An 18,134-nucleotide genomic window follows, 5' to 3' on the forward strand; every position below is an offset into this window, starting at 1 on the left:
CCCACTCCGTAACGGCGGTATATGACTCTTCTTTTCTTTCTTTTCAAAAATCCGTGATGCGCGTCTGCGTGCGCAGGGTGCGGTACAGCCGGCTGTGCTTTACTATCTCGGCCTTGGACTGCGACATGGTCGAGCACGCAAACGTTATCGCAGAGTCGAGGCTGTCAAACGTCCTTGCCGGCCTTTTCTTCATGGCCTCCCTCACACCCTCCCTTATCTGCCAGACGCCAACAGGCATCACGTACTCGGGGTGGATCTCCCGCAACACGAGCGCCGACGCGCTGCGGCGCCTCCTCGACAGGTGCTCTGCCACTGCGAGGCGGGCGGCAAAATAGGCGCCGGCAATTGTGGGGTAGTGGTCGAGGCCCCGGGCGTCTTCATAGTCTGCGCCGACTGCCATCCTGCCGTCGCCGGCGTACCACGACTCGATCATCTCGAAGTTCCATGCACTCTCTGGCACAAGAACCACCGAATAATAGTTGCCAAGGTGCGAATACTGCCTCACCTCGTAAAGGTCGATTGCAGGGTACTGCGCGTTCTGTTTCACAAGCCTGCCAGAGATCATGTCGTCGGTTGCAGTGATGCTCCAGCGCGTCGGGACGAGCCGGCGGTTCTTTTTTACCCCGAGCATGCCAACGCTGAGCACGCGGTGTATGCTGCTTGCGTCCACGCCCCTGTTGTAGAGCTCCATGACAGCGTCTGACGCCTTCAGGTCAGAGTCGTAGAACGCCTTTTCGATGCGCTGGTCGGCAGAGAGCGACGACGAGGGCTTGAACGTCTTTATCGGCGCGGCAGGGCCGAACGGCGCGGCCTCGGTGTTCAGCCGCAGCTCTCTTTCAAGATCCGTGTCTGCAAGCGGGCGCTTTTCAAAAGTGGCCTCGCTCTCGGCGGGGCGCTCGGACATGGCAAGCTCCTGCAAGCCCTCGATGTAGCGGCCAGTCACGTCGCCGACGCTGACGTTTGCGACCCCCCTCACAAGGGAAAGGCGGTAGGCCGCAATCTCTTCCAGGCTCTTGCCCACCCACATCTCTGTCCTGTCAAGTATCGAGGTGTCGCCGTGCATCGGGGGTATCATCGGCCCGACGCGCACCTTCGGGTAGCCGTACCTGCCGACAAAGACGGAAGGCGGCGTCGCGCCGTCGAGCCTGTCCATCGACAGCTTGGCCGAGTTGGCGGCAAGGAACTGGATCCAGTTCTGCTCCAGGCGGCGCTTGATCTCTGCCGGCGACGACGACATTCAGAAGTAATAATGCACGCCAGTACCTTATTTGCTTAAAGTTTATCTTTTCATCCCCACCCCATACTGCCGTCATATAGTAGTATGGGCAGCGACGATTTTGGGAGCAGGATGCTAGAGATCCTAAACGACGGCATGCTCTGCCTGATGGTGAGCGTCGGGTACAAGGTGCGGCTCTTTGACGTGATGGCCGAGATGCCGCCTTCCACCAGCACCGAGATCGCAAAAGCTGCAAAGCTGAACGAGCGGTACGTGCGCGAGTGGCTGGGCGCAATGGTCGTTGGAAAAATAGCAGAGTACGACCCTGCCGCCGGCAAATACCGCCTGCCCCCCGACCGCGCGGCATGCCTGACCCGGAAGGCAGGCATTGACAACATTGCAGTGTTCACACAGTACATCGCCCTCATGGGAAACGTCGAGGACAGGATTGTAGAATGCTTCCGCAATGGAGGCGGGGTTCCGTACTCGGCGTACCCGAAATTCCAGCAGCTGCAGGCAGAAGAGACTGCGCGCGTCTTTGACGCAAGGCTTCTGGACCAGATACTGCCGCTTGCAGGCAAGGGCGTGATGCAAAAACTAGAGAACGGAGGGGCAGAAGTGCTCGACATCGGCTGCGGGACGGGCCACGCCGTCAACCTGATGGCAAAGGCGTTTCCAAAGAGCAGGTTTTACGGCTATGACTTTTCAACTGAGGGCATAAGGGCGGCAAAAAAGGAGGCGGCCAGGATGGGCCTGAAAAACGCCCACTTTAAAGTAGTAGACGCGGCCAGGATGGCAGACAGGAAAAAGTACGACTTGGTGACTGCGTTTGACACCATACACGACCAGGCACGGCCGGACAAAGTGCTCAGGGCTGTCAGGAGGGCGCTGCGCCGGGGTGGCACGTTCCTCATGCAGGATGTCGCCGCGTCGAGCAACGTTCACGAAAACATTGGCAGGCCGCTTGGCCCTGCCATCTATACTTTCTCGACGATGCACTGCATGACGGTGTCGCTTGCGTACGGGGGCATGGGCCTTGGCACGGCGTGGGGCGAGCAGAAGGCAAGGGAGATGCTTGCAGAGGCAGGGTTCGGTATGCCGCAAGTAAAAACAGTCGAGGGCGACATATTCAACTATTACTACGTCTGCAAGAAGCCACGGCAAAAGCAATGATTTATAGCATAAGCGCAGCTGACAAGGGCTGCCACACATCGATGGACCCCGTAGACAAGGCAGTGCTTGCTTCGCTCTATGCCAGCGCGCTAGAGCCGGCGGTCGCGCCCTACGAGCGGATAAGGCGCAGGCTCCCTGTCAGCCGCGAACTCTTTGAAGACAGGATAAAGGCACTTGCCGCAAAGGGCCTCGTTGAAAAAGACAAGGAAAAGCTCACTTTTATCGGCCGCGACGCCATCAAGGTGGTGCTCGTAGGGGGCGTCTTTGACCTCATCCACCCCGGCCACATACACACGCTCAAGGCCGCCAAAGAGATCGGCGACGTGCTTGTAGTCATAATAGCGCGCACTGCGACTGCCCAAAAGATCAAAAAAGACCGCAAGATATACCACGACGAGAGCCTGCGCAAAGAGCTGGTCGAGTCGCTCAACTTTGTAGACCTTGCCCTGATAGGGAGGGAAGGCACGCTCTACGACACGGTCGAGTACGTCAGGCCGGACGTGATCGCTCTCGGGTACGACCAGGCGCACAGCGAAAAGGACGTGGCCGAGAACTGCAAAAAGCGCGGCCTGAACGTGCAGGTGACCCGGCTTTCGACCCCGATACCGGGCTCCAAGAGCTCCAAGATGAAAGAAGAGCTTGGCGACACAATCTACGGCATCTGAGGATTTCTGATGTGCACGCGCACCTTGACCCTGTCGCCGTTCTTGATGCCTGCCGCGTCCTTGATCGAGACCGGCGCTATCACCTCAAGCATGCTGTCGTCATAGTGCGTGCGCTCTAGAACCAGGACGGCCGCGTTCTCGACAACGCCGTTCACCGTGGCCCGGTAACACTTGACCCAGCCGTAGGTGCGGGCGCCGTCTGAAAAGCCGTCTATAAAGATGGACGGGTGGCGCCCAAGCTCGCGCCGGGCGTTCATGTAGAGCGGGTCCACCAGGCGCACGTTGAGCGTGCCAGGGTAGGGCTCGTAACCGAGCTTGTCCCGGAACTGCTTGCGGTAGCCGTCAAGGGACATGTAGTACGCGCCCTCGCCCATGCCGGACACCACGCTTCCCTCAAAGTCGATGGTGGCCGGCGCCGACTCGAGTGCCGACTTTAGCGACGCAAAAAGGCCCTCTATTTCGGAATAGCCCTTGTCGGTTATGCGCACTGCAAATTTCTGGCCGCGCCTTGTTCGCTCGATATAGCCCGAGTTTTCCAGGTCGAGCAAATGCTTGGACGCCGCCTGCTGCGAGCGGCCGATGTTCTTGCCAAGGTCAGAGGTGGTCACTTCCACAAAGTTGTGGCGCGCCCCCTTTGACAGGAGCTGCACCATCGTGAGTATGTGCTGGAGCTTTATCTCGGCCGGCATCATAGTTTTCTGTTATTGTTGTTACTGTGGTTAGTTCGTGATGCCCACATCGCCAAAAGTCCTGACCTTGATCTCGGGTGACTTTTTCACGTCGGTGGTCCTGTGGCCTACGATGTACTCGATGCCCGCCTTGCCTGCCGCGTCTACGAGCCGCTGCGTCACGATGCCGTCGATCACTAGGTACTTGGCGCCTTCTGCCGAGTCGAGCCTCTTGATGACTTCAGACACCGGGACCTTGAGCAGGTGCTTCATCGAGCCGTCCATCAGGACTGCCTCAAGCGTCTCGTTGATCTGCGGGTACACGTCGCGAATCGCAGTCAGCACCTCTGGCGCGTCGCTTGCGGCTTCGCCGGATGGCACTCCAGGCGTTACAGGAGCCTGCTGCTGAGGCTCGGCAACGGCTGCCGGCTCGTACGACTCTTGTTGCTGCTGTTGAGGCGGGCGCTCGTGGTACTCCCTGTCGCGATAGTCGCGGTCCCTGTCTCGTCCGCGATAGCCACTGCCGCCCCGGTCGTCCCTTTCGCGTCCACGGTATCCGCCACGGTCGCGTCCACGGTATCCGCCACGGTCGCGGTAGCCACCGCCGCCCCGGTCGTCCCTTTCGCGCCTTTCGTGGCGCATCGGCTCCTCGTGCTGCGGCGGTTGCGGAGCTGCTGTCGCCTCCTGCGGGACAAGCTGGCCGTTTTCAAAGGCACCTTTCAATATCTCGGAAATCTCTAGCGGCGTGCACTCCTCCACCTCCCTGCCGGTGGGCGCGCGAAGCACCTTGTCTATCTTGACTACGCCGGACAGCTCTTTGAGGATGAGGTCGCCGGCCCTGTCGCCGTCCAGGAACGCCACGACCTTCTTGCCCTGCGTGAGGTTGAGGAAGGTCTCGTCTATCTTGGCGCCCTCGATTGCGATGGCATTGTCGTACCCTGCTCGCAGCAGGTTGATGACGTCGGCCCGCCCCTCTACCAGTATTATCCAGTCTGATTCAAAGACGCCGGTGCCGCAGGCCAGCTGCGCCTTGCCGTACGATGTGAGCTTGCCGGGCTTGCTTGCGTCGTAAACGTCCTTGAGCATCTCTTCGCCCTCGCTTATCGTCTTGGTGGCCCAGTCCTGCACTATTTTTTTGGCGCGGTCGACGATGACCTTCTTCTTTATCGCCCGGATGTCGTCTATGCCGACGAGCTGGAACTTGGCCTGGAAGGGGCCGACCTTGTCTATGCTCTCTATCGCGGCGGCTATCAGCGCGGCAGTAGAGATGTCGGTGCTCATGGGTATGAGCGCGTCGCCCTTGGCTACGCTCCCCTTGGTCTCGACGTTCACTTCGATTCTTCCAACCTTGGACACTTTTTGCAGTTCGTTGAGGTTCATCTCCGGCCCCAAAAGGCCCTCGGTCTGTCCAAAAATAGCACCGATAATGTCAGCCTTTTCGACCATCCCATCAACTTCAAACTTTAACTTAACATGATACTTTACTATTCCTGTGCTAGGCAATTTTTCTTCAATACCTCGTAACTGGTTTACTCGTTACCGACTGAAATTCCCGCCTGCTCGAATATAAGTGCTTTTGTAGAACTTGAGAGACCGGTCAGGTGTAGAAGTAGAGGTCCTTGCGGGAGCCCGTCACACCGGCCATCTGCTGCGCGTATATGGTCAGGTCCTCGACGTGCCTCACCTTGCCGTTTGTTATCCTTGCCAGGGCGTGCTTGTAAAAGAGGCTGACGCTGTTGCGCCGGGACTGGAGCTGCGACAGGAGGCGGCTCGTCAGGTGGCGGCCAGTCCGGTCCATGTCAAGGAGCAGGATTATCTTTCTGCCTGCGTGGGAATCGACAAAGTCGACGACGCCCTTGAAGTTGTGAAAGACGGCCGGACTGCCGGTAAAGCCGATGCGCTCCAGAGCCGCGGCGTCCCTCTTGCCCTCGACGACCACCACCGAGCCACGCTCGTACTCTTCGTTGAGCATTTCTATAAAACCGCGCAGTTTTTCGATGACCTGCTCGTCGCCAGAAGGTGATGATGAGGATGGTTGGTAATAATAATATCCCGCCATCGGGCGCCTGTTACTGGGCGCAAGGACGATTTAACACTTTTGGAATAAATATCGCTCTCTGCTGCCATCACTACCGTGCAATACAGTTGAAAAAAGTCCTGGCGGTGCAGAACATTGCGTGCGAGACGCTTGGCACGTTTGAGCGCCTGCTGGAGCAGGACGGCTTTGCAGTCGAAAGCATCAGCGCGCAGACAGACAGGATGCCCAGGGACGCGCAGGGCTACTCGGCGCTTGTCATACTCGGGGGCCCGATGGCAGTCTATGATAATTTGCAATACTTGCAGCAAGAGCAGGAGCTGATACGGCGCGCCATTGGAAAAAATGTGCCAGTACTGGGCATCTGCCTTGGCTCGCAGCTGATAGCGCAGGCGGCAGGCGGGCGCGTCTTTAAAGGCAAAAGGAAAGAGATAGGCTGGCACAAAGTCTCTATCACTGCCGAGGGCCAGAAAGGGCTGTTTGCCGGCGCAGGCAGGGAGATGACGGTGTTCCAGTGGCATGGCGACACGTACGAGCTCCCAGAGCAGGCAAAGGTGCTTGCGCGCTCTGACCTCTATCCGCAATCCTTCCAGATAGGGAGCGCAGTCGGCGTCCAGTTCCACCTTGAAGTCGACGAGCGCATGATAAGGTCGTGGCTCAAAGAGTATAGAGCAGAAGTAAAGGCCGAGGGGCTGGACGAGCGGGAGATCCTGTCACCCGCAGCCAGAGACATCGCTGCGTCGCTTGAAGAAAAGTGCCGCCTGGTCTACAGGAACTTTTTCCAAAATCTATGACTCTTTCTTTGGCAAACCGGCCTTTACGCCCTGCAGCCGTATTGCCGGGCCCACGACTCGTCTGAAAATTCGCTCTTGGCGCAGTACCGGGTCAGTATGTCTGCATGTCCGCTGTAAAGCAGCTCGGCGTTGAGCACCTTGCCTGCGCACGTCACCTTGCCAACGGTGCGCTTGTACCTGTCGGTCTTTTGCAGGTCGTCCTGGTCGACTGTCGCAGTCGAGCCTACAGGGCACATGGTGCGCGTGAACGCCTTTGCCTCCTTGAACCCCTGCTCGCCCCGCTCTGGCGTGTTCGTGAGCGACAGGCGGATGGTGCGCTTGCCCACCACAAGCGTGTCGCCATCTACTATCCTCTTGACCTTATCCACCATGCACAGCGCCTTTCCTTCGCACGCCGCTGCCGGCGCCGCTGATGCTGTTTTTTTGCCGGCAGACGTTGGCGCGCTATCGGCAGGGGCCGCCGCCATGCTACTGCCGGTAGCCAGCATCACAAGCAGGGCTGCCGAGATCACCAGTATTGTTGCCGACGCGGCAGCCGCAGGAGAAGCCTTTCTCACTCTTTTCCTTCTGGCGGCTAGCGCCTAATTAACCTCTTTCTTTCTTGCAAAGGAGGAGCTCTACACGGGGCGAACCGTTCCGGGCCGTCAAGCATGGCCGCCATGTTGCCAGAATACGCGGGCTTTTACCGGCCAGCGCCTTCTCCGCATGTATGCATGTGTGTGCGTGTTATTATTAAACCAAGTAACGTTTGATGTAGAAATCTTTAGGCAGGCGTTCGCTAACTTTAAAAGAAGCTTGGGAAGCTTTTCCGACGATCACAGATATGGCCAATCAAAAGGTCCAGAAGATCTTTGATGACGTTTTTGCAACCAAGGAAAAGGTAATCACTGAAGAGTTGGCTAAGCAGGTTTTGACAGAGTACGGCGTCAATGTCCCGCCGTACGCGCTTGTAACAAGCGAGGCCGAGGCAGAGAGCAAGTCCAAAGAGATCGGCTTTCCGCTCGTCGCCAAGATAGTGTCACCCGAGATACTGCACAAGACCGACGTAAAGGGGGTCAAGGTCGGCCTGCAGAACGAGGCGCAGGCAAGGGAGGCGTTCAGCGACATGCACGGCAGGCTGTCCAAGCAGTACAGCACGGTCAAGGGCGTGCTCTTGGAAAAGATGGTGCCCCCCGGCGCCGAGCTCATAGTCGGCCTGCAGAACGACCCGCAGTTTGGCCCGATAATCATGGCAGGCATCGGAGGCATCTATACCGAGGTATTCAAAGATGTCACGTTCCGCGTGCTCCCCATCACAAGGCAGGACGCCCTCTCGATGATAGAGGAGCTGAAGGGCAAGAAGATACTGGAAGGCTTCCGCGGCGCGGCGCCGGTTGACAAGAACATGATAGCCGACGCGCTGGTAAGCATCGGCAACCTGGGCACAGACATGGCCGCCTACTATGAGAGCATCGACTTTAATCCAGTCATCTTTTACGAAAAGAGCTACTTTGTAGTCGACGCCAAGATAATACTGAGGCAGCAGGTCGACCATGGCGCCATCTCCGAGGCGCAGCCCGACTCGACCAACATGGACCTCTTCTTCAACCCCAAATCAGTCGCCCTCATCGGCGCGTCGCCAGAGCCGGGCAAGGTCGGCAACTCGGTGCTAGAGAGCCTGAAGCGCTATCCGGGCAAGATATTCCCGGTCAACGCCAAGGGCTACCCGGAGATAATGGGAATAAAGGCATACAAGAGCATCGACGACATCCCTGAAAAGGTCGACCTTGTCATCGTGACTGTGGACCTGAAGTTCGTGCCAGAGCTCTTGAAGCAGGCGGCCAAAAAAGGCAACCACAACTTTGTCGTTATCTCGGGCGGCGGGAAGGAGCTTGGAGGCGAGCGCGCCGCGATAGAGGCAGAGGTCAAGCGGCTGTCCCAGGAGCTAAAGATACGCATCATCGGCCCCAACTGCATCGGCATGTTCAACGGCGCAAACAGGCTGGACTGCGCGTTCCAGGGCGAGAAGAGGATGCTCAGGCCAAAGGATGGCAACGTCGCTTTCCTGTCGCAGTCAGGCACGGTAGGCATCGCCTTCATGGAGACTGCCGATGCGTTTGGCATGAGCAAGATGATCTCGTACGGCAACAGGTCCGACGTCGACGAGGCGGACATGATCTGGTACCTCTCCGAGGATCCGAACACCAAGGTGATCGGCCTCTACGTCGAGGGACTAGGCGACGGGCGCAAGTTCATGAACACCGCCAAGCGCGTCATAACCGAGCGAAAGAAGCCGATTGTCGTGTTCAAGAACGGCAGGTCTGCAAGGGGCGCCAAGCAGGCCGCGTCTCACACGGGCTCGCTTGGAGGCTCGTTTGGCGTGGTCAAGGGCGCGATGGAACAGGCTGGAATAATATCTGTGGACTCGTACGAGGAGCTGACAAGCGCGCTCAAGGCGCTCAACTGGCAGCCTGCCCCGAAAGGCAACCGCGTGGCGCTTGTGACAAACGGCGCAGGCCCCATCATAGCGGCCATCGACAACTTTGAGCGCCTCGGCCTGCAAGTGGCAGAGCTTTCAGAGCAGACCAAGAAGGCGTTCAAGGAGCACTACCCGCCCACCTACGTGATAGGCAACCCGTGCGACATCACCGGCTCTGCAAACGCCGACGACTACAGGTTTGCCATCCAGGCGTTCATGGACGACCCCAACGTCGACATCATCATGCCGTGGTTCGTCTTCCAGGACGACCCGCTCGAAGAGACCATAGTCGACGTGCTGGCGTCGTTCCAGAAGGAAAAGAAAAAGCCTGTGGTCGTGGGCGCGATGGGAGGCCCGTTCACGAGGGACATCTCGCGGCGCATCGAAGACGCCAACGTGCCCGTCTACCATTCCGTGATAGAGTGGGTCACGGCGGCAGGCGCCCTGTACAAGTGGGCCAAGGTCTCCGGCCAGGCCAAGCAGTAGACGATGACGACGGCCCCTTTCCCTTTTTCTCTTTCTTCTTTTTACTTTAAATTATCTCTCTGCATATAGGAGGGCAGCACGATGGAAAACTCGGCGCTTGTCACCAGGCGGGCGTTTGGCGTCCTGTTCGTGGCAGTCTCTGCCGCAGTGGGGGCAGGCGCGGTCCTGTCAGAGCTGGCATTCCTCAACAGCGCGCCGGCCTACTATTACGCGGCGATATGGATAGGCAGCTTTGCAGCCGTCTTTGGGCTTGCCGGGCCAAGGTTCCGAAAAGCGGTGCCGGCGATAAAGGGCAGGATGAAGAACAGCGTCAGGTGGCCGACGGCGGCAAAGGCCCTCAACGGGGTTTCGTGGGCGGGCCCGTTTGCAGCCATCGGCCTGGCGCCGGCGTTCTACCAGTATTTCATACTGCTTGGAATCGGGCTTGGCAACCTCTCGACCTATCTGATGATGAAAAGGTACAGCGGCCTTGACAACCGCGAGCAGCTGCTGGTGGCGGCTATATCGCTTGCGGCGCTGCCCGTCGCATTCGTCATAGACAGCTCGCTGTTTGCAGCGCACCAGGACATCGCAGTCATGCTGTCAAGGATGCTCATTGCGGCGTCGTATGCCGCCGGAGGCGCGTACGCGCTTGCATCGTCGTCATCGTCATCATCCTCTTCTTTAAAGAAATAGCGAAAAGAGGGCCCTGCGCGGCGGGGCTATCTTGTCGGCCAGTTCCGTATTTGGCCTTTCCCCGCCGCAACATGCAGGCAGGGTGAACGGAACCGAAACCCCTGCCGCACTGCAGGACGCCGCTGCGGTACTATCATACAGGCATTTCATAAAACAGTTATCATCATCGTTTTATCATGCGAGAAAACTGCAGGGTCAGGGATCACCGGGCCGCTATATCGAGTCCGAATTCAAATTTATCTTTAATACTCCATTCCGAAACTATATTTTGTTTTGGCATCTCTCAGTTTGTATGTAATTTACTAGGTCAAGATATATTCTCTCAACCTGTTGGCCGTCATTGGAAACGCATTGGATATGCATTGATTGGAGCCTGCCTTCGTTAGAGACTTGTGCCAATAGCGTCAGAGAATATTCTCCGGTAGTGCTTGAGGGGTCTGGCGAATACTGGACAACGATATTTCCGCTTCTGTCAACAATAGCAGTCGATTCAGGATATTTTGCTGCAAATGCTTTGACCTCTGGTGTTTGGCGAAGATTATTGAGTATCTTCTTGTCAGGCAACTCTTGCTCATCCGGGGGCGGTACGAAAAAATTGTAAAGGTAAACAACAGCCCCAATGCCGATAAGGATAGCGACGAATATTGTTGCTATTATGACCATTCTTGGCATTTAACTTGCAATATACTCCTTTGATTCATTGTTGGAAAGAAAATATAAAAGATGCAGGAGGTCGCTTAATAGCGACTGTGCCACCAGTATACATATGAACCCCACCAATCGATCGGCCAACGGCAATCGTTTATTTCTGGATCAGGCTCTCCAAAATTGGTGGATCCGATATGACCCTGTTGCCGCCATGTCCATCCACTTCCCCTCTTGTACCAGATTATTATCTGGTCCCGGAAAATTGGAGATGGGCAGGGGTTGGTATTGTAACTTGATATTTGCCCTCCACCTGTTCCTTTAGTGTAGTCGTTTGGGTTGTTATTTGAGGCATAGCCGGGTGTCTGATGGAATCCATTTGATATTACGATATTGATGATATTTTGCTGGGAACTACGAAGTAGTCAGATTCTACCCAGTCTGGACGTGGGTGTGGCGATGTGTAACTACTACCCCTGCAGGCACACGTTTGCATTCAGCTTGCTGCTTCTGCGCAGGTTCTAGTACCATCTTCTTGCATCATCATCATCCTTCAGAAGGTCCTTCTTTTTACGGCTGCTGTTGTTTCGCTGCATATTCCCTCCGCTAATTTCGTGTTTTCTGCGCTTTTAAGGCATGGACTCGATATTTGGAAAAAGCGGGCCCGGTGGGCTTCGATCCCACGACTTCCGGCTGTCCCCGACGACTATGCGGCGTTTAGAAGGCAGGCGCTCTATCCATGCTGAGCTACGAGCCCGCAGCCAGCTACTGTGCTGGCACCGGAAGGCGGGCGCTTCCTTTATAAAATGTTTATCAGAAAAACATGCAAAACCTGCAATTGCACATGCGACGAATTTCCACCTCAGCTGACAATACCTACTTTCTGCGATTGCAGAACCCCCGCTAATTCCAGATTATAGTGTAAAATTTACAATATCATTATTACAGTCATGAATATCCTAGACCAAGAAACTATAATAGTTAGCCAGTGCTGTCCTAATGTTGGCAATAATTAATAGGTGACTGGACGACGATGACTGAAGATAACAATAACAATAATAGCAGCAAAATCCTGGCGCAGGACCAGGTCAGCAATAGCAGCAAGGTGATGTTTGACATGTGGTCAGAGGTCATGAAGATGCCCACTATAGGCCCGATGTACGCGTTCTCCAAGGAATTTTCGGCTTATGCAAACGAGTTTGTAGAGCTTGGCAAGACGATGGCCGAGATCAGGGCCCACCTTGACAAGTACTGGTCTCTGGTGAACGCGGCGTACGCAAAGGCGTCGGCTGACACGGCACAGAACGCCCCCAGGCAGCTTGCGTCGAAGGAAGATTTCGAGAACTACCGCAAGGCAATGATCGACGCCTTTGAAGACGCGTTCACGGGGTTGTTTGCTTCTGCCGAGTTCTCGACCGCATACGGCAAGCTGTTCAGCGCGCAGCTGGACATGTCAAGGGCGCTCCAGAACATCACAGAGAAGAATTTCAAGGTGCTCAACCTGCCGACCCGGAGCGAGATAGACGAGATACTGAAGGACATACACGAGCTCAAGAGGGAGGTAAGGAACCTGAAAAAGGAGGCTGCAGGCGGCAAATGAACGCGCAGGAAACTTTGCCCACATCCTCCAGCATCTCGGACCAGAGGCCGCAGGCCGGCGCGCCGGCACCTGCCACAGCAGGGCCGCAGCAACAGCCGGCGACGGCACCTGCTGCTGTAGCAGCAGCAAAGAAAGAGCTGGACGAGCTGCAGGAGAACTATCGCAGGCTGGAAAAAGTCAGGGCGATACTGCACAAAGCAGCCACGGTCCCGGTGGGCCAGACGCCGCACGAGGTCGTGGCAGAAAACAGGGCGTACAGGCTTTTGCACTACCAGCCTGTCGTCAGCAAGACTGCCAAGACGCCCATCCTCACGGTATACGCGCTCATCAACAAGTCGTACGTGCTTGACCTGCAGCCTGACAAGAGCTGGATCCGCAGCTTGTTGAGTCAGGGGTTCGACGTCTACCTCATAGACTGGAAGGAGCCGGCGGCAGTCGACAAGTACATGTCGTTTGACGACTATGTGAACGGCCACATAGACGACTGCGTCGAGACGGTGCTGAAAAAGACCAGGGAGGACAAGCTGACGCTGCACGGCTACTGCATGGGCGCAACCATGTCGGCTATGTACACGGCGCTCCACCAGGAAAAGGTGCGCAACCTTGCGACCCTGGCGCCGGTGATAGACGCCGAGCGCGATTCCACGGTCATCGGCAACATGGCCAAGAACATGGACGTGGACAAGATGCGCGACACGATTGGCAATTTCCCGCCGGAGCAGCTCTACGCCTGCTACTCGGCGCTCAAGCCGTTCAAGCAGGGCGTTGCCAAGTACTTTAATCTGGTGCAGAACATCGACAACGAGTCGTTTGTCGGCAACTTTTTGCGCATAGAAAAGTGGCTGTACGACACGCCTGCCATAGCCGGCGAGACGTTCAGGCAGTGGATCTCTGACATTTACCAGAAGAACCTGCTCGCCAAGAACGAGTTCATGCTGGGCGACCTCGTAGTCGACCTGTCCAGGATAACGGTCCCGCTGCTGAACATCGTGGCAGACGAGGATCACTTGGTGTCTCCGGAGTGCAGCGTGCCCCTCAACGACATGGTGTCAAGCCAGGACAAGCGCCTGATGAGGTTCCACACGGGCCACGTCGGCCTGATAGCCAGCTCGTACTCGCAGAACAACGTGCTTCCAAAGGTCGGCCAGTGGCTCAAGGCGCGCTCGCAATAGGATAACAAAAAGAGAGAAACACAGCCCGCAAAGCAAAAGTACGATTTCTGTGTATAGTGCAATGCAGTGGTGGAGGATCACAGCAGGCTATCGCAGCGCGACCACATACTGAAGCACCTGGGCGCCCGCAGGGTCGAGTTCATATCGACCGCAGTCGTCTGCGCGGTCTTTGCGGTCAGCTTTGCGCATCTAGAGTACTATTACATCAAGGACCCTGCGCTCCAGATCTCCAACGGCGAGGTACAGGTGATCGATACAAACGGCGACAGGAGCAGAGAGACTGCGCCCATAATCGGCAACATGTACCAGTACCACCTGTTCCCGATGCTGTTCATATTCGTGCTCATCAGCTTTGCCGCAATGTGGGACGACATGACGTTCAGGCTGCTTGGCCGCCACAAGCGCGGCAAGGCGTTCCTGCTCGGCTGCGCAAACCTGGTGACTGCGATAACGGTCGAGGACTTTGCGTGGTTTGCAAACAGGGCGCTCGTCCCCCTCGCAAGCGACCCAAAAGGCGGGCTCTTGATGCAGGCGTCCGACTGGACTTCGATGCACGTCGGGGCCATAGACCTCGGCGGCAGCTTTGTCATCCCCGTCTGGTACGTGATCGCCGCCGCTGCCGCCGCCGGCGGGTATTATATCGCATTCCGCAAGCACGACAGGGTAGACTATTGAGCTATCCTCAAGAAAAAAGATAGGAGTGTATGATCTGTCTCCATGCGCAAAAACTCGTTAATATGCCAGATTCCTACTTTTACTATGTCCGAAAAAGAAAGACAATACGAGGAAGGCGCTCAGGGGACAGAAGTGGAAAGGAAGGACGACCCGCTCAAGGAGTACCGCTCTAAAGAGCCGATGACTCCGGCCAAGATAAAGGAGCACGAGCCGACAGCGGTGAAGAGGGACCCTTCTGACCAAAAGATAGTAGAGCCCGGACAGGAAGGCACAGACCCCGAGCGCGCCAAGGAGATACTGCGCAGCAAGGGCATGGCAAAGGGGACGGCCGGCGCCGCGCCCACAGGAAGCGAGTACGAGCAGGGCGCTGCAGGTACCAACAAGCCATCATCGTCGTCATCAAAGCAGCAGCACGAGTAGCAGCAAGAGAGAAAGTCCCTTCTCTTTTCTTTTTTCCGCGCACCCGGTTTTACGCTGCCTTTGCTAGCGAATTTGCTGCGCGCCGCCGCTGCCGCCGTTGTCGTCGCTATATCTGCTACCTTTTGGCCCTGCCGCTGTCAAGCAGCGTGCCTGCCGCGTCATAGGCAGACCAGCTGACCCCGTCGAGCGGCCTGTTTACCTTGAACGTCACCTTCTTGCCCGGCCCCAGCGGCCCTTTCGTGCCGACGCAGTCGATCATTCCGCCCGTGTCCTTGCACGCCCAGCCGTTGTCTGCAGTCAGCTTGTAGCCGGCAGAAGGCCGCGGGTTGAAATCCATCGTGAACCGGGCGATGAGCGGGCCGGCGTTCGTCTTTTGGTCTTTGATGCTCTGCAGCTTTACATAAACGGGGCCGGACCCGCTCATGGTGACAAGGACGCCCGAGCCTTTTGGCAGGGGCTTGCCGACTGTAAAGGTTATCGTGTCTTCAAGCAGGCTCTGCAGCTTGTTCGGGACGCTTGTGTATATTTTGGCCGTGTAGGTGCCTGCAGGCGCGTTGTCTGGCAGCTTGAACGTCTGGGTGTAGAACTTGGCGCCCCCTATCCCCATGGTCTGCACGTCTGACCAGTACCTGTAAAAGTGGTCCGAGTCGTACGTCTTGTCAAAAGCCTTTGTCGTGCCCGGGCCGGTGACAGTCAGCGTCGCGCTCTGGACGAGGTACGAGCTGCCGCTCCTTTCGCGGCTCACCCACAGGGGGAGCGTCACGGTGTCGCCGGGATTGAACTGGAGGCCATAGCCAGAGTCGGTCATGTACTTTGATACGGCATTTGGCTTTGTCACAGTCACGCAGACGTATTTAGTCACGTCGCAGTTTTTGACGCCTTTGTCAGGCTGGGCCTTGCCGATGTCAAATTTCACCTCGGCCTTGACCTTGCCATAGCTTGCGACCAGCCGGTACGTGCCCTCCTTTGGCACAGTGTATTTGGAGATGGTGCCCGTGTATGCGCCAGTCGCCGGGTCGGGCGTAACTGCCAGCGGTATCTGGATGGCGCCGTTTGGAGCGATAAGCGTGAAAGCGACGAGCACTCCCGGCTGGATCGTTCCCACGTTCCCGCTTGCGACTATGGGGTCGCCGGGGTTGTACGCGGCCTTGTCGGTGGCAAGTGTCATCACAGCAGCAACCTGGGCGGAGGCGGTTCCGGCAAAGAGAGACATGGAAAGGACAGAACCAGCAAGCATCACGACCAGTGCAAGCGTCGATATGGCCGAGCTTTTCATGGCCGCTCTAGAAAAGTCTAATATAAAAAGAATCTGCGTGTGGCAGTGCCGGGCGCCAGAGCGGCGCAATGGCATGATGCTGCCACATCCAATTGCCCGGAGGAGCTAGTGGACTATGGTGACAGGCTTGGCAGACTTTTCCATCACGTTTCTCGACACGCTGCCTATGCCCATCAGCTTGCCAAGGCCCTTGTGCCCCGCGCTCCCCATGACCACCAGGTCGATCTTGTCCTTGCCGATTGCCTGGAGGATGCGCTCGACCGGATCGCCTCCCACCACCACCTCGTATTTCAGGTCCAGCCCACCGCTGTCTTTGAGCACCTTTCCAACGCTCTTTCTGAGCTGCGCCATCATGTCGTCGGTGAACTCGGCAAGCTCGCTGCTGTTGTTGCTGTTTTCGCCCAGAGCTATTTCCATCCCTATCCGGGTGGGGACGTCGACTACTATGTGCAGGACGCAGAGCTGCGAATTCTTGGCAAGGCGGGCTATCTCGGCCGCAAACTGGAGCGCCCTGCCGGACGGCTCGGAAAAGTCGTAGGGCACCAAGATCCTTTGCAGCATATGACAGCCATGGTTTGTGGCGCTGTGTAGATAAGCATCGCGCAGGCCGGGAAATAGCCCGCGCCGTTTCTAGAGCCGTCCTGTACGGCAAGGTATGCTAGGCAAGCGTGTCGCCTTTTATCCCAACGTCTTTGACGAACCGCAACATATCGTCCCTTTGCTCGCGGCTGCCACATTCTATCTTGTAATACCGGATAAGGCTCTGGATGGTATCATCGTCGACAACCTGATAGTGCTTTTTCCTTTCATTCAGCTTTTCAAATTCTTTTTTCCCTGTTTGCATACACAGTAAAGGAAGTAATCTTAAAAATGATTTTTGCCGGCTGCGCGATGATTTGCGCGCCGCATGCAAATGCAGGCTTCCTGCCGCGGGAGATAATCCGGCTCTGACAATATAAGGCTTCTAAACACGCTACCGCCGGGAAGAAGTTTCAGCGCAAGTTGCTTGAGCGCCATGAGGCTGACCACCCCATTCTCCGCCTACGTTGACTGATTTATCTTCAGCCATTTAGACATGACTGTTTGTTCTAGTTCGATGATGTAATAGCAGTATTCCTCATGTGTGTTATCAGCCAAGTTTTCATGCATACATCTGTATTTGACATTGGCTGCAGAAGTGTTACTGTCATTATTATTGCTGTCATCCAAGTTAGCGAACGAAATGGCGTTTGCAAGCGACGTGTATTCATCTAGCGTTACGCTGGTTGTGTACCTTGTGGCAGAGGGGATATCGCAAAATACAAGCCGCTGCGCAGGGCAATCTTGGGTTGCACGGTCATACTTGATTGTGACTTCCTTGATGGCCTCAGCTAATTTTGCGTTGTGGTCAACCGTCTCCCGAGATAGCTCGTTGAATGATGTAAGGGATGAGACTAGTTTGGGATGGATCTGCCATAAAGTGAGCCGCCCATAATTCATGTACGAATAGGAATACAACGATAAAGCAATCACTGCTATTGTAGCAATGGATGCCACCGCAACTGCATTTCTGCGCGATTTAATCAGGTACATGTCTTTCATACAAAAATAAAGAGGAGAAATTTTTACCTGTTGGTCTCATTCTCTCTCTTTATGGTTGCGGGGCAGCGGGGCACATAGGATATGCGGGGTAGAAGAATACATCGTGTGCAGTTGAGAAGTGGCTGTCACTAGCTACTATTACATTGGCCGCATAATTGTGACCGTAGGTTCCGCTCTGAATGGTTGTACCTCCGCCAGAAAATGACTTTGAATACGTTGCGCCGTTTGGTTGTTGATGCGATACAACCCACGAGGAGGTTGGTCTATCGTATGCTATTCTCAACCTCATCTGATATGTGTACGAGTCACAAGGTTGTCCTACCGAGTACTGTTGCGGGCTTATGAATCCTGTTGACGTTGTCTTTCTTGCATAGAAGCTCCAGCCAGTGGGCGAATATTGGTCTTGGATGTACCATGCTTCATATTTTTGCCTTGGGTATCGGTGGCGCTTATTTTTGTGTCGTATGCAGATACTGCGTAGGATGTTGTTGGCACTACCGCTGCAAATAAGCGGATATTATTCGGATCACGTCGCCAATGTAGAATGATAATAAAGGTTCTAAACCTGAAAGGGAGTGGACTGGGCGGGATTTGA

The 18,134-nt window shown here is 56.0% G+C and carries 20 protein-coding genes; 9 read left to right on the forward strand and 11 right to left on the reverse strand.

Translation table 11 applies throughout. The features are described from left to right. Positions 1-43 precede the first annotated feature (43 nt). Positions 44-1,237 carry a hypothetical protein gene (locus WKI84_RS03500; protein WP_337862134.1) on the reverse strand — a complete coding sequence of 398 codons (1,194 nt, stop codon included), beginning with the start codon at positions 1,235-1,237 and terminating at the stop codon, positions 44-46. Positions 1,238-1,321: 84 nt separating this feature from the next. On the opposite strand from WKI84_RS03500, the gene WKI84_RS03505 reads away from it, so the two are divergent. Together WKI84_RS03505 and WKI84_RS03510 are read left to right on the forward strand one after the other, a co-directional pair. Then, on the forward strand, positions 1,322-2,389 hold the full coding sequence (locus WKI84_RS03505; RefSeq protein WP_337862135.1) for a class I SAM-dependent methyltransferase: 1,068 nt from the start codon (positions 1,322-1,324) through the stop codon (positions 2,387-2,389). Further along, entirely contained in the window at positions 2,386-3,054 is a 669-nt protein-coding gene (locus tag WKI84_RS03510) for an adenylyltransferase/cytidyltransferase family protein (RefSeq protein ID WP_337862136.1), read from the forward strand. The genes WKI84_RS03505 and WKI84_RS03510 overlap by 4 nt, the downstream gene beginning before the upstream one ends. Here the strand turns inward: WKI84_RS03510 and WKI84_RS03515 are convergent. The 3 genes from WKI84_RS03515 to WKI84_RS03525 form a co-directional block, all read right to left on the reverse strand. Then, positions 3,042-3,746, reverse strand: coding sequence for a DUF120 domain-containing protein (locus WKI84_RS03515; RefSeq protein WP_337862137.1), 705 nt, complete (start codon positions 3,744-3,746; stop codon positions 3,042-3,044). The two genes, WKI84_RS03510 and WKI84_RS03515, sit on opposite strands and share 13 nt — an antisense overlap. Before the next feature lie 27 nt (positions 3,747-3,773). After that, positions 3,774-5,225, reverse strand: a complete 1,452-nt coding sequence (dnaG, locus tag WKI84_RS03520; RefSeq protein ID WP_337862138.1) for a DNA primase DnaG — start codon at positions 5,223-5,225, stop codon at positions 3,774-3,776. Between the two features lie 94 nt (positions 5,226-5,319). Beyond that, on the reverse strand, positions 5,320-5,781 hold the full coding sequence (locus WKI84_RS03525) for a toprim domain-containing protein (RefSeq protein ID WP_337862139.1): 462 nt from the start codon (positions 5,779-5,781) through the stop codon (positions 5,320-5,322). A gap of 86 nt (positions 5,782-5,867) precedes the next feature. Here WKI84_RS03525 and WKI84_RS03530 point away from each other — a divergent pair, with 86 nt between their 5' ends. After that, positions 5,868-6,551 (forward strand): gamma-glutamyl-gamma-aminobutyrate hydrolase family protein, encoded by a 684-nt coding sequence (locus tag WKI84_RS03530; protein ID WP_337862140.1) that lies wholly within the window; start codon positions 5,868-5,870, stop codon positions 6,549-6,551. A gap of 23 nt (positions 6,552-6,574) precedes the next feature. Here the strand turns inward: WKI84_RS03530 and WKI84_RS03535 are convergent, their stop codons facing one another. Then, complete coding sequence (locus WKI84_RS03535; RefSeq protein WP_337862141.1) at positions 6,575-7,108, reverse strand: thermonuclease family protein; 534 nt, start codon at positions 7,106-7,108, stop codon at positions 6,575-6,577. 266 nt (positions 7,109-7,374) lie between these two features. Here WKI84_RS03535 and WKI84_RS03540 point away from each other — a divergent pair, with 266 nt between their 5' ends. Together WKI84_RS03540 and WKI84_RS03545 are read left to right on the forward strand one after the other, a co-directional pair. Beyond that, a complete protein-coding gene (locus WKI84_RS03540; RefSeq protein ID WP_337862142.1) occupies positions 7,375-9,495 on the forward strand; it encodes a 3-hydroxypropionate--CoA ligase in 2,121 nt (706 codons plus the stop codon). 81 nt (positions 9,496-9,576) lie between these two features. Continuing rightward, positions 9,577-10,170: a hypothetical protein gene (locus WKI84_RS03545; RefSeq protein WP_337862143.1), complete on the forward strand. Its 594-nt coding sequence runs from the start codon at positions 9,577-9,579 to the stop codon at positions 10,168-10,170. A gap of 261 nt (positions 10,171-10,431) precedes the next feature. Here the strand turns inward: WKI84_RS03545 and WKI84_RS03550 are convergent, their stop codons facing one another. Beyond that, entirely contained in the window at positions 10,432-10,842 is a 411-nt protein-coding gene (locus WKI84_RS03550) for a hypothetical protein (protein WP_337862144.1), read from the reverse strand. A gap of 1,006 nt (positions 10,843-11,848) precedes the next feature. On the opposite strand from WKI84_RS03550, the gene WKI84_RS03555 reads away from it, so the two are divergent. The 4 genes from WKI84_RS03555 (at position 11,849) to WKI84_RS03570 (ending at position 14,682) form a co-directional block, all read left to right on the forward strand. Further along, entirely contained in the window at positions 11,849-12,415 is a 567-nt protein-coding gene (locus tag WKI84_RS03555) for a poly(R)-hydroxyalkanoic acid synthase subunit PhaE (RefSeq protein ID WP_337862145.1), read from the forward strand. Next, entirely contained in the window at positions 12,412-13,587 is a 1,176-nt protein-coding gene (phaC, locus tag WKI84_RS03560) for a class III poly(R)-hydroxyalkanoic acid synthase subunit PhaC (RefSeq protein WP_337862146.1), read from the forward strand. Before WKI84_RS03555 ends, phaC begins: the two co-directional genes overlap by 4 nt. Positions 13,588-13,653: 66 nt before the next feature. After that, on the forward strand, positions 13,654-14,262 hold the full coding sequence (locus WKI84_RS03565; protein WP_337862147.1) for a hypothetical protein: 609 nt from the start codon (positions 13,654-13,656) through the stop codon (positions 14,260-14,262). A gap of 84 nt (positions 14,263-14,346) precedes the next feature. After that, positions 14,347-14,682, forward strand: a complete 336-nt coding sequence (locus WKI84_RS03570; RefSeq protein ID WP_337862148.1) for a hypothetical protein — start codon at positions 14,347-14,349, stop codon at positions 14,680-14,682. A 115-nt stretch (positions 14,683-14,797) separates the two neighbouring features. Here the strand turns inward: WKI84_RS03570 and WKI84_RS03575 are convergent, their stop codons facing one another. The 5 genes from WKI84_RS03575 to WKI84_RS03595 form a co-directional block, all read right to left on the reverse strand. Beyond that, positions 14,798-15,958 (reverse strand): hypothetical protein, encoded by a 1,161-nt coding sequence (locus WKI84_RS03575; RefSeq protein WP_337862149.1) that lies wholly within the window; start codon positions 15,956-15,958, stop codon positions 14,798-14,800. A 105-nt stretch (positions 15,959-16,063) separates the two neighbouring features. Then, a complete protein-coding gene (locus WKI84_RS03580; RefSeq protein WP_337862150.1) occupies positions 16,064-16,519 on the reverse strand; it encodes a universal stress protein in 456 nt (151 codons plus the stop codon). Positions 16,520-16,616: 97 nt separating this feature from the next. After that, positions 16,617-16,802, reverse strand: a complete 186-nt coding sequence (locus WKI84_RS03585) for a hypothetical protein (protein WP_337862151.1) — start codon at positions 16,800-16,802, stop codon at positions 16,617-16,619. Positions 16,803-16,999: 197 nt separating this feature from the next. Next, positions 17,000-17,539, reverse strand: a complete 540-nt coding sequence (locus WKI84_RS03590; RefSeq protein ID WP_337862152.1) for a hypothetical protein — start codon at positions 17,537-17,539, stop codon at positions 17,000-17,002. 339 nt (positions 17,540-17,878) lie between these two features. After that, positions 17,879-18,134, reverse strand: a 256-nt coding sequence (locus tag WKI84_RS03595) for a hypothetical protein (protein ID WP_337862153.1), incomplete at its 5' end; no start/stop codon positions are given.

Source organism: Nitrososphaera sp., assembly GCF_037447015.1.
GTDB lineage: Archaea > Thermoproteota > Nitrososphaeria > Nitrososphaerales > Nitrososphaeraceae > Nitrososphaera.

Bases quoted from the DNA above. Each gene is read 5' to 3' on its own strand.
- WKI84_RS03500 (WP_337862134.1), bottom strand. From the start codon at position 1,237: ATGTCGTCGTCGCCGGCAGAGATCAAGCGCCGCCTGGAGCAGAACTGG.
- WKI84_RS03505 (WP_337862135.1), top strand. From the start codon at position 1,322: ATGGGCAGCGACGATTTTGGGAGCAGGATGCTAGAGATCCTAAACGAC.
- WKI84_RS03510 (WP_337862136.1), top strand. From the start codon at position 2,386: ATGATTTATAGCATAAGCGCAGCTGACAAGGGCTGCCACACATCGATG.
- WKI84_RS03515 (WP_337862137.1), bottom strand. From the start codon at position 3,746: ATGATGCCGGCCGAGATAAAGCTCCAGCACATACTCACGATGGTGCAG.
- WKI84_RS03525 (WP_337862139.1), bottom strand. From the start codon at position 5,781: ATGGCGGGATATTATTATTACCAACCATCCTCATCATCACCTTCTGGC.
- WKI84_RS03540 (WP_337862142.1), top strand. From the start codon at position 7,375: ATGGCCAATCAAAAGGTCCAGAAGATCTTTGATGACGTTTTTGCAACC.
- WKI84_RS03545 (WP_337862143.1), top strand. From the start codon at position 9,577: ATGGAAAACTCGGCGCTTGTCACCAGGCGGGCGTTTGGCGTCCTGTTC.
- WKI84_RS03550 (WP_337862144.1), bottom strand. From the start codon at position 10,842: ATGCCAAGAATGGTCATAATAGCAACAATATTCGTCGCTATCCTTATC.
- WKI84_RS03555 (WP_337862145.1), top strand. From the start codon at position 11,849: ATGACTGAAGATAACAATAACAATAATAGCAGCAAAATCCTGGCGCAG.
- phaC (WP_337862146.1), top strand. From the start codon at position 12,412: ATGAACGCGCAGGAAACTTTGCCCACATCCTCCAGCATCTCGGACCAG.
- WKI84_RS03570 (WP_337862148.1), top strand. From the start codon at position 14,347: ATGTCCGAAAAAGAAAGACAATACGAGGAAGGCGCTCAGGGGACAGAA.
- WKI84_RS03575 (WP_337862149.1), bottom strand. From the start codon at position 15,958: ATGAAAAGCTCGGCCATATCGACGCTTGCACTGGTCGTGATGCTTGCT.
- WKI84_RS03580 (WP_337862150.1), bottom strand. From the start codon at position 16,519: ATGCTGCAAAGGATCTTGGTGCCCTACGACTTTTCCGAGCCGTCCGGC.
- WKI84_RS03585 (WP_337862151.1), bottom strand. From the start codon at position 16,802: ATGCAAACAGGGAAAAAAGAATTTGAAAAGCTGAATGAAAGGAAAAAG.
- WKI84_RS03590 (WP_337862152.1), bottom strand. From the start codon at position 17,539: ATGAAAGACATGTACCTGATTAAATCGCGCAGAAATGCAGTTGCGGTG.